Source organism: Lentzea sp. NBRC 105346, from assembly GCF_030269605.1.
GTDB lineage: Bacteria > Actinomycetota > Actinomycetes > Mycobacteriales > Pseudonocardiaceae > Lentzea.
In genome coordinates this window covers 267,305-283,396 of the sequence record NZ_BSTQ01000009.1, presented here as the reverse complement: position 1 = coordinate 283,396, position 16,092 = coordinate 267,305, and the positions used below count along the sequence as shown (strand labels likewise).

General features: G+C 68.8%; 12 protein-coding genes and 2 tRNA genes. 9 read left to right on the top strand and 5 right to left on the bottom strand.

What is annotated here, in order from left to right; all coding sequences use genetic code 11:
- Window positions 1-47 precede the first annotated feature (47 nt).
- From QSK35_RS21235 to QSK35_RS21220, 4 genes are all read left to right on the top strand, one after another.
- A complete protein-coding gene (locus tag QSK35_RS21235) occupies window positions 48-179 on the top strand; it encodes a hypothetical protein (RefSeq protein ID WP_285748810.1) in 132 nt (43 codons plus the stop codon).
- A gap of 65 nt (window positions 180-244) precedes the next feature.
- Complete coding sequence (locus tag QSK35_RS21230) at window positions 245-727, top strand: PH domain-containing protein (RefSeq protein ID WP_285748942.1); 483 nt, start codon at window positions 245-247, stop codon at window positions 725-727.
- Window positions 724-2,208: a PH domain-containing protein gene (locus QSK35_RS21225; protein WP_352244131.1), complete on the top strand. Its 1,485-nt coding sequence runs from the start codon at window positions 724-726 to the stop codon at window positions 2,206-2,208. Before QSK35_RS21230 ends, QSK35_RS21225 begins: the two co-directional genes overlap by 4 nt.
- 25 nt (window positions 2,209-2,233) lie before the next feature.
- A complete protein-coding gene (locus tag QSK35_RS21220; RefSeq protein WP_285748808.1) occupies window positions 2,234-4,543 on the top strand; it encodes an ATP-binding protein in 2,310 nt (769 codons plus the stop codon).
- A gap of 48 nt (window positions 4,544-4,591) precedes the next feature.
- On the opposite strand, the gene QSK35_RS21215 is transcribed toward QSK35_RS21220, so the two are convergent.
- Window positions 4,592-5,530 (bottom strand): GlxA family transcriptional regulator, encoded by a 939-nt coding sequence (locus QSK35_RS21215; RefSeq protein WP_285748806.1) that lies wholly within the window; start codon window positions 5,528-5,530, stop codon window positions 4,592-4,594.
- A gap of 71 nt (window positions 5,531-5,601) precedes the next feature.
- Between QSK35_RS21215 and QSK35_RS21210 the strand changes: the two genes are divergently transcribed.
- Entirely contained in the window at window positions 5,602-6,876 is a 1,275-nt protein-coding gene (locus QSK35_RS21210; RefSeq protein ID WP_502881693.1) for an MFS transporter, read from the top strand.
- Here QSK35_RS21210 and QSK35_RS21205 read toward each other — a convergent pair.
- Window positions 6,802-8,313: a helicase HerA-like domain-containing protein gene (locus tag QSK35_RS21205; RefSeq protein WP_285748804.1), complete on the bottom strand. Its 1,512-nt coding sequence runs from the start codon at window positions 8,311-8,313 to the stop codon at window positions 6,802-6,804. The genes QSK35_RS21210 and QSK35_RS21205 overlap by 75 nt on opposite strands.
- 72 nt (window positions 8,314-8,385) lie before the next feature.
- Here QSK35_RS21205 and orn point away from each other — a divergent pair, with 72 nt between their 5' ends.
- The 3 genes from orn (at window position 8,386) to QSK35_RS21190 (ending at window position 10,807) form a co-directional block, all read left to right on the top strand.
- Window positions 8,386-8,991, top strand: coding sequence for an oligoribonuclease (gene orn / locus QSK35_RS21200; protein WP_285748802.1), 606 nt, complete (start codon window positions 8,386-8,388; stop codon window positions 8,989-8,991).
- Window positions 8,992-9,058: 67 nt separating this feature from the next.
- Window positions 9,059-9,131: transfer RNA gene (locus QSK35_RS21195), tRNA-His, on the top strand.
- Window positions 9,132-9,187: 56 nt separating this feature from the next.
- A complete protein-coding gene (locus tag QSK35_RS21190) occupies window positions 9,188-10,807 on the top strand; it encodes an ABC-F family ATP-binding cassette domain-containing protein (protein WP_285748800.1) in 1,620 nt (539 codons plus the stop codon).
- Here the strand turns inward: QSK35_RS21190 and QSK35_RS21185 are convergent.
- Window positions 10,804-12,798, bottom strand: a complete 1,995-nt coding sequence (locus tag QSK35_RS21185; protein WP_285748798.1) for a PQQ-dependent sugar dehydrogenase — start codon at window positions 12,796-12,798, stop codon at window positions 10,804-10,806. The two genes, QSK35_RS21190 and QSK35_RS21185, sit on opposite strands and share 4 nt — an antisense overlap.
- Before the next feature lie 103 nt (window positions 12,799-12,901).
- Window positions 12,902-14,023, bottom strand: a complete 1,122-nt coding sequence (locus QSK35_RS21180; protein ID WP_285748796.1) for a L,D-transpeptidase — start codon at window positions 14,021-14,023, stop codon at window positions 12,902-12,904.
- Between the two features lie 293 nt (window positions 14,024-14,316).
- On the opposite strand from QSK35_RS21180, the gene QSK35_RS21175 reads away from it, so the two are divergent.
- Window positions 14,317-14,390 (top strand) — tRNA-Lys (locus QSK35_RS21175).
- Here the strand turns inward: QSK35_RS21175 and QSK35_RS42760 are convergent.
- The gene (locus QSK35_RS42760) at window positions 14,352-16,022 is read right to left on the bottom strand and encodes a tyrosine-type recombinase/integrase (protein ID WP_352244134.1); all 1,671 of its coding nucleotides are present in this window, start codon (window positions 16,020-16,022) and stop codon (window positions 14,352-14,354) included. The two genes, QSK35_RS21175 and QSK35_RS42760, sit on opposite strands and share 39 nt — an antisense overlap.
- Window positions 16,023-16,092: the final 70 nt, after the last annotated feature.

Below are 16,092 nucleotides of genomic sequence, written 5' to 3'. Positions count from 1 at the left end.
CCTGCCCTCATCCACGGCCGCCACCAATGATCGAACGGAGCTCGATGATGATTGTGAACACTATCGCCAGAATCGCCGCCGCAGTGATCCTCATTTCGAGCGCACTGTTCCTGGCGGCGGGTCCGGCGTCGGCCGACCCCCAAGAGGTCTTCACCCCGCCCTACGTCGTCGCCCCCTGACCCGACACTCCTGTGCCCCACGTACGCACTGACGGGCGTACGTGGGGCACAGTGGTGTGGTGACACTGCAACTGCGCGCGCCCCGCCACCAGGTGAGCCGCAAGTCGATCGTCCTGTGGACGCTGAACGCAGCCATCGGCTGGGCGGTCGTCCTGGTCCCGCAGCTGATCGTGCTGCTCTTCACCGCCGACGCGCCCGGCTGGCAGCTCGCGCTGGCGCTCACGACCGCCGTGCTGGCCATCGCACACACCGTGGTGATGCCGTCGTGGCGCTACCGCGTGCACCGCTGGGAGAGCACGCCGGACGCGGTCTACACGCTCAGCGGCTGGTTCAACCAGGAATGGCGGATCGCGCCGGTGTCACGGATCCAGACCGTGGACACCAAGCGCGGGCCGTTGCAGCAGATGCTCGGCCTGGCGACGGTGACCGTGACGACCGCGTCCGCCGCGGGTCCGGTCGAGATCGAGGGCCTCGACCTCGACACCGCCGCACGGCTCGTCGACGAGCTGACCACGACCACCCAGGCAACGCCCGGTGATGCGACATGATGCCGTCCCTACCGCAGGCTCCCGAGGTCGTGGACGCGCCCCAGGAGTGGCACCGGCTGCACATCAAGATGCTCATCGTCCGTCCGCTCAACGAGACCCTGGCGTTGCTGCCGGTGATCCTGATCTGGGTGATCGTCGGCAACGGCGACCCGTGGCGCATCGGCAGCGGCGCGTTCGCGGTGCTGGTGATCGTCGGCCTGGGATTCCTGCACTGGCGCACGACGAAGTACCGGATCACGCCGGAACAGGTCGAGCTGCACACGGGTTTGGTCGTGCGCAAGCGTTTGGCGGTGCCCCGCGAGCGCATCCGGACGGTCGACCTGACCGCGAAGCTCGGCCACCGGATCTTCGGGCTGTCCGCCGTGCGGGTCGGGACGGGCCAGCGGTCGACCGACGCCAACGACGGCGGGCTGACGCTCGACGCGGTCACGTCCGAGGAAGCCGAGCGGCTGCGCCAGGTGCTGCTCGAGAAGCCGGTCTCCGAACCTGTTCACCCCACTGAACAACCGAAGGGGCAACTGCTCGCCGAGCTGGACCAGAAGTGGCTGCGGTTCGCGCCGCTGTCGCTGTCCGGTCTGGTCGCGGTGGGCGCCGTGTTCGGCTTCGTCATGAACTACGCCGACGACCTCAACCTGCACGTCGTCGACACCGCGACGAACTGGGTGATGGAGTCGCACAGCGTGCTGACGGTCGCGAAGATCGCCGGCGTCGTGATCGTGCTGACGTTCCTCGCGTCGCTCGTCGTGTACGTGTTGCAGTACTGGAACTACCGCCTCACCCGCGAACCGGACCAGACCGTGCGCGTGCAGCGCGGTTTACTCACCACGCGGTCCGTGTCGGTGTCCGAGCAGCGGTTGCGCGGCGTCGAGGTGCAGCAACCGTTGCTGCTGCGCCTGGGGCGTGGCGCGAAGGCCGCCGCGGTGACGACCGGGCTCGGCGCGAAGGGCGAGAGCAGCCTGCTGCTGCCGCCCGCGCCGACGGCCGAGGCGCACCGCGTCGGCGCCGAGGTACTACGCGTGCCGGTCGCGCCGACACTCACCCCGTTGGCACGGCACCCGATCGCGGCGCTGCGGCGGCGGTTGGTGCGTTCGGTCGTACCCGTTGTGGTGCTTGCGGTGGGACTAGCGGTGTACGCGCCATCGTGGGCCTGGCCGATCGCGGTCGCACTGCTGCCGTTCGCGGTCTTCGTGGGCTGGGACCGGTATCGGGCGCTGGGACACGCCCTGGACGACCGCTATCTGGTTACGCGCAGCGGGTCGCTCGCCAGGGAAACCGTTGCGCTGCAACGAACCGGCATCATCGGCTGGCGCGTGCACCAGTCGTTCTTCCAGCGGCGCGCGGGACTCGTCACGGTCTCCGCGACCACCGCCGCCGGTGATGGGGTCTACCACGTGCTGGACGTCGGAACGCCGGAGGGACTGGCGCTGGCGGACGAGGCGGTGCCAGGGTTGCTGAGCCCTTTTTTATGGGCCCATTCCTGACGTCTGACTGAAGGTGGTGCCGCGGATGGCGGCAGAGTCCGGTTCGTTCGGTGCGGCGCTGCGTGAGCATCGGGCGCGGCGCGGACTGACCCAGCAGGCGGTCGCGGAGCTGGCCGACGTGAGCGTGCGGACGGTGCGCGCGCTCGAACAGGGCCACACGCGTGAGCCGGAACCCCAGACGGCCGTCCGGCTCGCGGGCGCGGTGCGCATGCTGTGGCCACCGTTCGAGCTGCCGAAGCTGGTTCGTCCACCGGCGCAGCTGCCGATGGACGCGCGCGGATTCGTTGGCCGGCAAGGACAACTGTCCGCGTTGGACGATGCATCGGGCGGCCCGGTGGTCATCACCGGAACGGCAGGCGTCGGCAAGACCTCGCTGGCGGTGCGCTGGGCGCATCGCGTGCGGTCGCGGTTCCCGGACGGCCAGCTGTACGCGGACCTGCGCGGCTACACCTGGGGCCGGCCGTTGCGGGCGACCGAGGTCGCGGCCCGGTTCCTGCGCGCGTTCGGCCTGCCGCCCGAGCAGGTTCCGCCGTCACCCGAACAGGCCGTCGTGCTGTACCAGGCGTTGCTGGCGGACCGGAAGATGCTGGTGCTGCTGGACAACGTCGCCGACGTCGAACAGGTGCGCGACCTGGTTCCGGACCACCCGACCTCGCTTGCGGTGATCACCAGCCGCGACCAGCTGCACGACCTCAGCGCGGCCCGGCTCGACCTGGACGTGATGAGCTCCGGCGAGGCCGGGGAGCTGCTGAGCAGCACGCTCGGCGAGTCCCGCGTCGATGCGGAACCCGTTGCGGCGCAGGAACTCGTGTCGCTGTGCGGATCGCTGCCGCTGGCGTTGCGGGTGGCCGCCGCGCACCTGGCCGACCAGCCGGGCCAGCCGCTGTCGGCACACGTGGAGTCGTTGCGCTCGGGCAACCTGCTGACCCACCTCGCCGTGGACGACGACCCGCACGCGGCGGTGCGCGCTGCGTTCGACCTCTCCTATCACCGGCTGTCCACTGCGGACAAACATCTGTTCCGCATGCTCGGACTCGTGCCCGGCGAGGACTTCACCGCCGACCTGGCGTCGTTCCTCACGGGGTCCTCCGCTGCCGACGGGTTGCACCGGCTGGTGTCCGCCCATCTGGTGCAGGAACGCGCGCCGGGCCGGTACGGCTTCCACGACCTGTTGCGGCTCTACGCGGCCGAGCTCGCGGAGAGCGAGGACCCGTCCGCGCTGTACGACTGGTATCTCGCGCACGCCGACGCGGTCGTGCGGACGCACTCGCCGGAGGCGCTCCGCCTGCCGGTGCCGCCGTTGCCTCCGGTGCAGGCCGGTCCGGACTGGCTGGATCCCGAGCTGGGCAACCTGACGTCGGCGGTGACGGACTGCCGATCTTCGGACATGCACGAACGGGCCTGGCTGATCGCGGACACGCTGCGCACGCACTACTGGATGTCCGGCAACGGACTCATGTGGACGGCCGCGGCGTCGGCGGCCCTGCGGTTCGCCGCGGAGGCGGGTGATCTGAGAGCGCAGGCCGCCGCACACTTCAGCCTGTCCGGCGCGTACACGCGGCTGAACTCCTACGCGCTGGCGCTCGAGCACGGCTCTGCGGCCGTCGGGCTGGGACAACGCACCGGCTGGCAGGAACTGGAAGCGGCGTCACTGGGGATGATGACCGCGTTGTGGTACGAGGTCGGGCAGCTCTCCTCCGCGGAGGAGTGCGGACGCCGGGCCGTCGCCCTCGGCGAATCGGTCGGTGCGCGCAACATCGTCGCCAACAGCCTGGTGAACCTGGGCAACGTCTTCCTCGACAGTGGTGACCCCGAACAGGCTCTGGTGCACTACCGCCGAGCCCACGAACTGGCGTCGTCGATGGGCGTCGCCTACGTGGCGGCGCTGGCGCTGGCCGCTGTCGGCACCGCCCACCGCGAGGCGGGGCGCCCTGCGGAGGCCCACCGCTGCCTCACGTCCGCGATGGACACGATGCGCGAGCTGGGCGACACCGCGTACGGCGGCCGCGGGCTGTTCCACTTCGCCGAGGTCCAGCTCGACCTGGGCGACCTGGACGGTGCGTTGGCGTCGGCCCGGCAGGCCGTCGAGCTGGCACCGCTCGGTGGCGACCACACCGCGGAGGCCGACGCGCACCGCGTGCTCGGGACCGTGCTGGCCGCGCTCGGCGACGATGCGGGTTCCGCCGAGCACTTCAAGCGGGCGCTGGTGCTGGCTGGCGGATCGCGGTCGCGGTTCTGCGAGGCGAAGGCGTTGATCGGCCTGGGCAGGTACGCAGAGGCCTTGGAAATCGCCCAAGCCCACGGCTTCCACGGCCTCATCGCTCAGTGCCGTTAAGGCCACCTTTACGGCACTGAGCGCTGTAAAGGTGGCCTTAACGGCACTTCAGGCTGAGCGGAAGGTTTGGCGGTAGGTGGTGGGTGAGACGCCCAGCGAGGCCGCTAGCTGTTGGCGTAGAGCCGCGCCCGTCCCGAAGCCGGAGTGCTGCGCCACCTGGTCGACCGGCAGGTCCGTGGTCTCCAGCAGGTGCCGCGCCCGCTCCACCCGTTGCAACGTGATCCACTTGCCCGGCGACATTCCGGTCTCCTCCCGGAACCGCCGCGTGAACGTCCGCACGGACATCCGCGCCTGCTCGGCCAGCGCCGAGAGCTCCAGCGGCGAGTCCAGCCGGTTCAACGCCCATGCGCGCGCCGGCGCGGTGGACGAGTCGCCGATCGACGGCACCGGACGTGAGATGAACTGCGACTGGCCGCCCTGCCGGTGCGGCGGCACGACGCAGTACCGGGCCACGCGGGACGCCACCTCGCTGCCGTGGTCCGACCGGATCACGTGCAGGCAGAGGTCGATCCCGGCGGCGACACCGGCCGAGGTGAGCACGTCGCCGTCGTCGACGAACAGCACGTCCGGGTTCAGCCGGACCCGCGGATACAGCGCTCGGAACTGCTCGGTGGCGCTCCAGTGCGTGGTCGCGGGACGGCCGTCGAGCAGACCGGCCGCGGCCAGCACGAAGGCGCCCGTACAGATCGACATGATCCGCGGCGCCCGCGTCCCCAGCAGCGCCTCCCGTACGGCCGGTTCCAACGAGCCGCGGCGCGCGGGTTCGTAGCGCGTGCCGGGCACGAGGACCGTGTCGGCGTCGCGCAGCACGTCCAGGTCGTACGACGGCGTGATGTCGTAGCCGCCGGACGTGGCGATCGGGCGGCGGCCCGGCGAGCAGACCAGCACCTCGTAGCGGTCCGGGAGCTGGGCGAACATGTGCGTCGAGCTGCCGATGTCGAAGGCGATCGACACCTCCAGCGCGAGCACTGCGATCCGATGCGGCATGGCCGGATTCTTTCACATGTTGGCTGTCAGGCCACTGGTTGTCACGTCCTCTATCGCTGAGGCTGATCGGCGTGAGAGTTCACTGGGCCTGGGTGGTCGCTGGGGTGTCGTTCGTCGCGCTGGTCGGCGCGGCGTCTTTTCGCGCGGCGCCGGGGGCGTTGATCGCGCCGTTGCAGCACGAGTTCGGGTGGACGACCGGCACGATCTCGCTCGCCGTGTCGATCAACCTGTTGCTGTACGGGCTGACCGCGCCGTTCGCGGCGGCGTTGATGGATCGCTTCGGGGTACGGCGGGTGGTCGCGAGTGCGTTGACGCTCGTCGCGATCGGCAGCGGGCTGACCGTCTTCATGACGCAGAGCTGGCAGCTGGTGCTGCTGTGGGGTGTCGTCGTCGGGCTTGGCACGGGGTCGATGGCGCTGGCGTTCGTCGCGACGATCACCGGGCGCTGGTTCGTGAAGCACCGCGGCCTCGTCACGGGTGTGCTGACGGCCGGCGGTGCGGCGGGACAGCTGGTGTTCCTGCCGACCGTGGCGTGGCTCGCGGACGACTACGGCTGGCGGCCCGCGTCGCTGGTGATCTGCGTGGCGGCGCTGGCCGTCGTGCCGCTGGCGGTGTTCTTCCTGCGCGAGTACCCGATCGACATCGGCCTGCGGCCGTACGGCGGCGCCGAGGACGTGCCGCGGCCCGAACACACCGGTGGCGCGGCGCAACGTGCGATCGGCGCACTGAGGACCGCGTCGAGGACGCGGGCGTTCTGGTTGCTGGCGGGCGGTTTCGCGATCTGCGGCGCGACGACGAACGGGCTCGTCGGCACGCATTTCATCCCCGCCGCGCACGACCACGGCATGCCGTCGACGACCGCGGCCGGGCTGCTGGCGCTCGTCGGGATCTTCGACATCGCGGGCACGATCGTGTCCGGCTGGCTGACCGACCGCGTCGACTCCCGGCTGCTGCTCGCGATGTACTACGCGCTGCGCGGACTGTCGTTGCTGGTGCTGCCCCAGCTGTTCGCCGAGTCGGCCCACCCGTCGATGCTCGTGTTCATCATCTTCTACGGCCTCGACTGGGTCGCGACCGTGCCGCCCACGGTCGCGTTGTGCCGCCAGTACTTCGGCATGTCCGGGCCGGTCGTGTTCGGCTGGGTGTTCGCGTCGCACCAGTTCGGCGCGGCGTTCGCGGCCACCGCGGCCGGGCTCACCCGCGACCACTTCGGCGCGTACGACCTCGCCTGGTACGTCGCGGGCGCCCTGTCGATCGGCGCCGCCCTGCTGTCAGCGTCGCTTGCGAGAAGTACCGAAGATGCCGCGGGTGATCTCCCTCGCGAGAGCGCTACCAGCCGAGCGTAGGAACGACTTCACCGCCGAGTTGCCGAGCACCTTCTCCACGAGCCCCGGTTCCTCCTTCGCCGGAGGGGCCGGGGCTTCCTGTTGCTGCTGTTCGGGTGCCGCGACTTTGGCCATCAGCTGCTCGTAGGCCGACTCGCGGTCCACGGTCTCGCCGTACTTGCCGTGCAGCTCGGACGACGACGCGGCCTGCTTGATCGCGTCCGTCCCGATGGTGTCCATCAACGAACGCGGCGCCCGCAGCCGCGTCCACGCGACCGGCGTCGGCGCACCCTTCTCGCTCAGCACGGTCACGATCGCCTCGCCGGTGCCGAGCGACGTGAGCGCCTTCTCCAGGTCGTAGTGCGGTGTCGTCGGGTACGTCTTCACCGTGCGCGCCAACGCTTTCTGGTCGTCCGGCGTGAACGCCCGCAGCGCGTGCTGGATGCGGGCGCCGAGCTGCGACAGCACCTCGTTCGGCACGTCGGTCGGCAGCTGCGTGCAGAAGAAGACGCCGACGCCCTTGGACCGGATCAGCTTCACGGTCTGCGTGATCTTCTCCAGGAACGCCTTCGACGCCTCCGCGAACAGCAGGTGCGCCTCGTCGAAGAAGAACACGAGCTTCGGCTTGTCGAGGTCGCCCTCCTCGGGCAGGTCCTCGAACAGTTCGGCCAGCAGCCACATCAGGAAGGTGGAGAACAGCACCGGGTTCGACTGCAGGTCACCGACCTCCAGGAGGCTGACGACCCCCTTGCCGTCGTTGACCCGCATGAGGTCGTTCGGGTCGAGCTCGGGCTCGCCGAAGAACCGGTCGCCGCCCTGCGCCTCCAGGTTCACCAGCGCGCGCAGGATCACGCCCGCGGTCGCGGACGAGACACCGCCGATGCCCTTGAGGTCCTCCTTGCCCTCGTCGCTGGTCAGGTGGGTGATGACCGCGCGCAGGTCCTTGGTGTCCAGCAACGGCAGGCCGCGGCTGTCGGCCCAGTGGAAGATCAGCCCGAGCGTCGACTCCTGGGTGTCGTTGAGGCCCAGCACCTTCGACAGCAGGATCGGGCCGAAGCTCGTGACCGTCGCCCGCAACGGGACGCCGAGCCCGCCGGTGCCGATCGACAGGAACTGCACGGGATGGCTCTGCGGCTGCCAGTCGTCGCCGGTGTCGGCGGAGCGGGCCGTGATCCGGTCGCTGCTGGAACCCTGCTGGGACAGCCCGGAGAGGTCGCCCTTGACGTCCGCCATTACCACCGGAACGCCGTTCGCGGACAGCTGTTCCGCGACGAGCTGCAGGGTCTTCGTCTTGCCGGTGCCGGTCGCGCCGGCCACCAGACCGTGCCGGTTCACCATCGACAGCGGGATGCGCACGTGTGCGGAGGGGTCGACCTTGTCGTCGACGAGCACGGCACCGAGTTCGATGGCCGCACCTTCAAGGGCATAACCAGCAGCGATCTCAGACTGAGCCGTCATATGCGACGAGCGTAATCAGGTTGGCTCCATGCGCCACTCGAAGTTGAAGTGTTGACCACTAGGCTTCATGGGGTGATGGAACGTCTGGTGTGGATCGACTGTGAGATGACCGGACTCGATTTGGGCAAGGACGCCCTGATCGAGATCGCGGCCCTGGTCACCGACGCGGAGCTGAACGTGCTCGGCGAAGGCGTGGACGTGGTGATCCACGCCGACGACGAGGTGCTCGACTCGATGCCGGAAGTCGTCATGCAGATGCACGCCAAGTCCGGCCTCACCGAAGAGGTCCGCGAGTCGAAGGTGACCCTCGAAGAGGCCGAGGCGATGGTCCTCGCCTACATCAAGGAATGGGTGCCGGACCCGCGCACGGCGCCGCTCGCCGGCAACTCGATCGCGACCGACCGCGGGTTCATCGCCCGCGACATGCAGACCCTGGACGCGCACCTGCACTACCGCATGGTCGACGTGTCGTCGATCAAGGAGCTGTGCCGGCGCTGGTACCCGCGCATCTACTACGCGCAGCCGGGCAAGGGCCTCGCGCACCGGGCGCTGGCGGACATCAAGGAGTCGATCCGCGAGCTGGCCTACTACCGGCGCACCGCGTTCGTGCCGCAGCCGGGGCCGACGTCCGAACAGGCCCAGGCGGTGGCCGCTGAGCTGCTGAAGAACGCCGACTGACCCCCGATTTCAATATCGGTAGGTACGCACGCTATGCTTTCTGCGCCGGTCGAGAGACCGGCCAATGGTGGGTGTAGCTCAGCCGGTAGAGCACTGGGTTGTGATCCCAGGTGTCGCGGGTTCAAGTCCCGTCACTCACCCTTTGTCGAAAGGCCCTCGCGAATAGCGGGGGCCTTTCTTCACGTCTGGGAGTGTCATGAGCGCCACGCTGGTCGCAAAGGATCTCGCCGCGGGCCACGGCGACCGGGTCCTGTTCTCCGGCCTCGACCTCGTCGTCGCACCCGATGACGTCGTCGGTCTCGTCGGGGTGAACGGCGCGGGCAAGTCGACGTTGCTCCGGACCCTGGCCGGCCTCCTGCCGTGCGAGGAAGGCCGTGTCTCGCTGAGCCCGCCTTCGGCGAACATCGGCTACCTGCCACAGGAACCGGATCGCATCCCCGGCGAGACCGTGCGGGCGTTCCTGCACCGGCGCACGGGTGTCGCGGCGGCCCAGGCTGTTCTGGACGCGGAGACCGAGGCGCTGGCGACCGGTGGTGGCGAGGGCTATGCCGACGCGCTGGACCGCTGGCTCGCGCTCGGCGGCGCCGACCTGGACGAACGGGCCGACGCGCTGGACCTGCCGTTCAGCCTCGACCTGGCGATGACGTCGTTGTCCGGCGGCCAGGCGGCGCGCGCGGGCCTGGCGTCGTTGCTGCTCAGCCGCTACGACGTCTTCCTGCTCGACGAGCCGACCAACGACCTCGACCTGGACGGCCTGGAGAAGCTGGAGAAGTTCGTCTCCCAGCTGCGCGCGGGCACCGTGCTCGTGTCGCACGACCGTGAGTTCCTCGCTCGCACGGTGACGAAGGTGCTGGAGCTCGACCTGCACCAGCAACAGGTGAACCTGTACGGCGGCGGCTACGAGGCGTACCTGGAGGAACGCGACGTGGCGCGCCGGCACGCCCGCGAGGACTACGAGGAGTACGCGGACAAGCGCTCCGACCTGGAGGCCCGCGCGCGGATGCAGCGTTCGTGGATGGAGAAGGGCGTCAAGAACGCCCGGCGCAAGGCGTCCGCCGACAACGACAAGGTGGGCCGCAAGTTCCGGTCCGAGTCGACCGAGAAGCAGGCCGCGAAGGCCCGGCAGACCCAGCGCATGATCGAACGCCTGGACGTCGTCGAGGAGCCGCGCAAGGAGTGGGAACTGCGGATGGAGATCGCCGCCGCGCCTCGCTCGGGCGCGGTGGTGGCGTCGCTGCGCGGTGCCGTGGTGACGCGCGGGTCGTTCACGCTCGGGCCGGTCGACCTGCAGATCGACTGGGCGGACCGGGTGGCGATCACCGGCGCCAACGGCGCGGGCAAGTCGACGCTGCTGGCGGCCTTGCTGGGGCGGGTTCCGCTGTCGTCCGGGTATGCGTCTCTGGGGTCCGGGGTGGTCGTCGGCGAGGTCGACCAGGCGCGCGGGTTGTTCCTCGGGGACTCCCCGCTGGTGGACGCGTTCGAGGCGACCGTTCCGGAGCTGACGCCCGCGGACGTGCGCACGCTGCTGGCCAAGTTCGGGCTGAAGGCCGCGCACGTGCTGCGGCCCGCCGGTTCGCTGTCGCCGGGTGAGCGCACCCGTGCGGCGCTGGCGTTGCTACAGGCACGCGGGGTGAACCTGCTCGTGCTGGACGAGCCGACCAACCACCTGGACCTGGCCGCGATCGAACAGCTCGAGTCGGCGCTCGACTCCTACGACGGCACGCTGCTGCTGGTGACGCACGACCGCCGCATGCTCGACGCGGTGCACGTGAACCGTCGCCTGGCCGTCGCGGACGGCCAGGCGACCGAGCTCTAACGCAGGTTCACGTGCATCAGCTGCGTGGTGCTGTTGTGTGGGATGGAGTCCTTGTCACCGTTGGACGTCGTGAGCCACAACCCGCCGTCGGGTGACCGCTCGACCGTGCGCAACCGTCCGAAGTGGCCTTCGAAGTAGGACGTCGCCTCGCCGAGCTGACGGCCGCGGATCGGGATCCGGTACAGCTTCTGGCCGCGCAGTGCCGCGAGGTACACCACGTCGTCGACGATCGTGAGACCGCTGGGCGAGGCCGCGGACACGGGCGAGGTCCACATCGGTTTGTGGAACGTCGGCTCGTCGCACAGGTTCGCGGTGCCCTCGCACGCGGGCCAGCCGTAGTTGCCGCCCGGCCTGATCAGGTTGATCTCGTCCATGATCGAGTTGCCGAACTCGGCCTCCCACAGGCGTCCGCGCGAGTCGAACGCGAGGCCCTGCACGTTGCGGTGCCCGTAGCTGTACACGTACTTGCCGGGGAACGGGTTGTCCCTGGGCACGCTGCCGTCGGGGTTCACCCGCAACACCTTGCCGCCCAACGAGTTCAGGTCCTGCGCGTTCTGCGGCACCTGGCCGTCGCCGGTCGCGATGTACAGCTTGCCGTCCGGGCCGAACCGCAGCCGCCCGCCGTTGTGGAACTTGTTGCGCGGCGCGCCGGTGAGCAGGACCTCGTGGTTCGTGAGCTTGCCGTCCACCAGCTTCATCCGCACAAGCCGGTTGTCGGTCGGGCTGGTGTGGTAGAGGTAGATCCAGTCGCCCTGGCGTTCGACGCCGAGCAGGCCGCCCTCGCCGTCGGTGCTGACGACGTTGGGCACGTGTCCTGCAACGGTTTTCTCGCCCTTGGGCGTGATCCGGACGACGTCGGCGGCGTCGCGTTCCGCGTAGAGCGCCGAGCCGTCGGGCAGGAACTCCAGGCCCCACGGGACATCCGTGTCGTCCGCGATCTTCGTGACCTGGCCGACGGCGTCGCGGCCGCGCTGAGTCGTGGCTTGCAGCGGTGCCGTGAACGCCGAGCGCTTGCCCGCGGTGTCGATCGCCTGGACGGTGAACTGATAGGCGGTTTCCGGTGCCAGACCGGAGATCGTGGCGTTGGGCGTGGTGCTCGTGCCCGCCTGCTTGCCGTCGCGGAACACGGCGTAGCTCGCGACCGCCACATTGTCGGTCGACGCGGTCCAGGTCAGCTTCACGCTGTTGGCCGTGGGCGTGGCCTGGACGTTGGTCGGCACGGTCGGCGGCTCGTTGTCGATGACCGCGGCCGGGGTGGTGACGTTGACCGAGTTCGACGCCTGCGACACGTTGCCGGCGGCGTCGCGTGCGTTGACGTAGAAGGAATACGCGGTGTTCGGGGTGAGCTTCGTGACGTTGTTGTTCAGCGTCGTGCCGTCGACGGACTTCACGAACTGCCCGGACTGGTAGATGTCGTAGGCGGTCACGGCGACGTTGTCCGTCGCGGCGCCCCACTCCAGCCGTACGGAGGTCGCGGTGACGGTCGTGGACTTGAGCGCGCCCGGCACACCGGGCGGGGTCGTGTCGATCACGCCGGGCGTGCCATGAACCTCGAACTCGTTCATCTCATAGCCGAAGAAGCATGGCCGCGACATGTACACGCGCACGAATCGCCCGAACGCGGTCAGGTTGATGTTGTCATCACCGCCGTGCCCACGCGTGACGGTGTGGACGTCGCGCCAGTACACGCCTTCCGGTGACGTCTGGACCTTGTACTCGCGGGCACACCGGTTTCCCCAGCGCAGCACGACGCGGTTGATCGTGGACATGGCACCGAGGTCGACCGACAACCACTGCAGCCGGTCGTGGCCGCTGCGCCAGCGGGTGGTCCGGTCGAGGTCGACGGCCTTCGTCGCGACATGGTCCGCGTCCGCCTCGCTGGAGGCCGTCGCGGGTCTGTCGAACGACAACAGGACGTCGTCGGCGTGGGCGGGCGGGGCGAGCCCCAGCGTGATCGCGAACGTGCTCGCGAGGACCAGCAGTCTGCGCACCACAAAGCCTCCCCATTGAGAGCGGACGGCGGTGGCCGGGACAGCCTCGCACAAACGTTTTCAGGGAGCTAGGGCCGGGCGAACACACCCGGCCCTTTCCACGTCAGCGGTTGCCCTTCACCCACTGGTCCCACGGGACCTGCCAGTCGCCGAACCCGTCCCACGACTCGAGCGGCGGGCCGCCGGAGTTGCTGACGATGACGACGTCACCGGGCTTGGCCTCGTCGAAGAACTGCTTGGCGTTGGCCGGCGACATGTTGAGGCAACCGTGACTCACGTTGCGGTGCCCCTGGTCGCCCACCGACCACGGCGCGGAGTGCACGAAGATGCCGCTGTTCGACATGCGCGTGGCCCAGTCGACCGGCGTCTTGTAGCCGCCGTTCTCCAGCGCCAGCCCGTAGGTCGTCGAGTCCATGATCATGTGGTCGTGCTTCTCGCTGACCACGTAGATCCCGGTCGGCGTGGTGTTCGCGGCGTTGCCCATCGACGTCGGCACCGTGCGGACGACCGCACCGTTGACCTTCGTGACGACCTGGTGCGTGCCGCCGTCGGCCTCGTGGATCCGGGAGTCACCGATGGTCGTGTTGATGACCCGGTCCTCCTGCCCGTAGATCCCGTTGCCCATGTTCCGGCCGTACACCTTGATGTTCATCGTGATCTTGGTGCCGGGCTTCCAGAACTCCCTGGGCCGCCAGTGCACTTCCTTGTCGTTGAACCAGTAGAAGGCACCCTCGACCGGCGGCGTGGTGACGATCTGGATGGCCGACTCGGCGGCGATCTTGTCGGTCACCTTCTCGTCGAAGTAGAACGCGAGCGGCTGCCCGACGCCCACCGTCGTGCCGTCCATCGGGTTCGTCGACACGAACGTCTGCGTCCGCGGCTGAACGGTCGTGAACGACGCGGTCTTCGTCTGCGGCTTGCCGTCCTCGCCGACCCCGGTGGCACTCAGCTTGTAAGTCTTGCCATATCCCAGCATCTCGCCGTTGGTCCACTGAGTGCTCTCGGCGTTCATGTGCCCCTGAACGACCTTGCCCTCAGGGCTGGTCAGCGTGACCTCGGTGAGCTTCCCGTCCGCGGCGGTAGCGATCACCGGCAGTCCCGGCGACACGTCCGCGGCCCCCTCGTTCAACGCCAGCGTCAGCGTCACCGACTTGGGCGGCGGCGGAGCAGCGGACGACGACGGCGCGGTCCCCTGCGCACCATCATCACTGCACCCTGTGATCAATGTCGCAGCGAGCCCCACCGCGACAAGACCAGTACCGCGTCTGCCCCACATCCCCATCGACAGCCATCCGATCTACTTGTTCCCCAGACACCCGAGACTGCCCTCTACGCACCCGTTTTGGTGTCCCCCGTCAAGGTGACGCCAGTTCGGTTCCGAGGGTTGCCGGAGATGCTCGATCGTTACCAGGCCGAAGTAGTGCCGCACCCCGGCTGACCAGCCGATTGGGAAGCGCGCGAACCCCTGTGCTAATGTTCTCCACGTCGGAACGAGCAAGACCTTCCGACACCCGCCAAGCGCCGCTAGCTCAGTTGGTTAGAGCAGCTGACTCTTAATCAGCGGGTCCGGGGTTCGAGTCCCTGGCGGCGTACTCCAGAGAAGCAGGTCGACTTTCGAGTTGACCTGCTTCTTTGTATTTCGCGGGTTCATTCTCTTTCTCCGTTTCGTCGTTGTGGATCATGGTTTGTGAGCCCGAGGTGAGCCCGAGACGCGGATGATCTTCGATCGCCGGACGTTCCGGCAGCACCCGGACCGAGGCGACCTTGCGCGGCACGAGACGGGCGATTCCCTCAGCGGTCTCGCGCGCGACCTGCGGCAGCACGCCGGTGTAGGTGTCCGCGGTGATGGTGATCGAGGAGTGCCGCAGCATGCTGGACACGACCTTCATGTCCGCTCCTGACGCCAGCGCGAAGGTCGCGGCTCCGTGCCGAAGGTCGTGCAGCCGGATCGGCGGCGAGCCAGCTTCCTCAACGAGCTTGTTGAACAGGTCGGTGACAGCAGCAGGGTGCAACGGTGAGCCGTCCAGCTCGGTGAACATGAGGCCGAGGTCGACCCACGCGTCCCCCGCAGCTTCCCGTTCCCGTTGCTGCCGGGACCGGTGAGCGCACAGCTCCAGAAGGGTCCCCCGGTCGAGCGTGATGATCGCCACGCTGCTGTCGGTCTTCGGCGTTCCGAACTCGGTCTCCCAGCCCACCTGCAACAGCTGGAACCGGATCGCGAGTGAGGCTGCTTCCTCATCGAGGTCAGCCCAGTACTGCCCAAGTCCCTCGCCACGACGCAGCCCAGCGTGGGCGAGCAGGTGGAAGAACGCGTACAGCCGGTGGTGCGCGATGAAGTCGAGGAACGCGCCTGTCTGCTCCGGCGTCCAGACCATGACCTTGCCGGGGATCTCCCCCGTCTCCAGCCAGCGCGCCACACGGGCTTCGGTCCAGATGAGCGGCTTCGGCCGCACCTCGGGCGGCAGCTCGACCCGCACGGCGGGGTTGAGGGTGATCAGTCCGTCGCCGTGCATCGCGTCGTTGAGTCCCTTGCGCGCCGTGGCGACGATCCGGTGCATCGAGGCGATACCGACCGGGCGCCGGTACCTCACCAACGCGCGGTGGTCCGGGTCCGAGCTGTTGCGCAGCTCCTCAATCCGGTCGTTGAACTCCTCGATGCGCTCGAACATGAGCGTGAAGTCGGCGCTCTCCAGCTCGTCGAGCCAGATGTCGCCGAGGTACGGCACGAGGTACAGCCGGATGTGGGACTCGTAGCTGCGGTAGGTGTTTCTCGAGAGGACCTTCCGCCGCTGTGGCAACCAGCTCAGGAAGTAGGGGCCGACCTGGACGCGGTCACGCAGACCGCCCTTCGGCCGTACGCGGCGACGCACGGTGTCCTCGTCGGGGATCGGCGCCGAGTTGCTGATGGCTTCGGCGATGAGGTCGCCGACCTGGGTGAGGGCTTTGGTGTCACCGGGCCTCGGGATGGCAAGAAGACGACGAATGAGGTCGAGTTCATCCTGTGCCGCAGTCGCGGTGTCGAAAGTCGTGCGGCGACGTGGCCGCCGTTCACCATCCGCAGCTGCGGGGAGCTCGATGCGGTAGCCCCACGTGCCGTGCTCGCTCCTGCTGAGTTTCGGGCAGGACTTGCCGAACGGCCTGCCCGTCGCCGGGTTGCGACACGAGCAGCGCTTGAAGGTGGACCCGAGCGCGACGCCCTTCGCGTCAGCCGTCTTGGATTGCATGACCATCATGCTCGCGCTGCGGTGTGAGCCCGAGCGAGCCCGAGAAATGGGTGAACTTGGCCCGAGACAT

What these genes read in the sequence shown, in the direction of transcription:
- QSK35_RS42760 (WP_352244134.1), bottom strand. Translation starts at nt 16,022, where the DNA reads ATGCAATCCAAGACGGCTGACGCGAAGGGCGTCGCGCTCGGGTCCACC.
- QSK35_RS21190 (WP_285748800.1), top strand. Translation starts at nt 9,188, where the DNA reads ATGAGCGCCACGCTGGTCGCAAAGGATCTCGCCGCGGGCCACGGCGAC.
- QSK35_RS21225 (WP_352244131.1), top strand. Translation starts at nt 724, where the DNA reads ATGATGCCGTCCCTACCGCAGGCTCCCGAGGTCGTGGACGCGCCCCAG.
- QSK35_RS21220 (WP_285748808.1), top strand. Translation starts at nt 2,234, where the DNA reads ATGGCGGCAGAGTCCGGTTCGTTCGGTGCGGCGCTGCGTGAGCATCGG.
- QSK35_RS21235 (WP_285748810.1), top strand. Translation starts at nt 48, where the DNA reads ATGATTGTGAACACTATCGCCAGAATCGCCGCCGCAGTGATCCTCATT.
- QSK35_RS21205 (WP_285748804.1), bottom strand. Translation starts at nt 8,313, where the DNA reads ATGACGGCTCAGTCTGAGATCGCTGCTGGTTATGCCCTTGAAGGTGCG.
- QSK35_RS21215 (WP_285748806.1), bottom strand. Translation starts at nt 5,530, where the DNA reads ATGCCGCATCGGATCGCAGTGCTCGCGCTGGAGGTGTCGATCGCCTTC.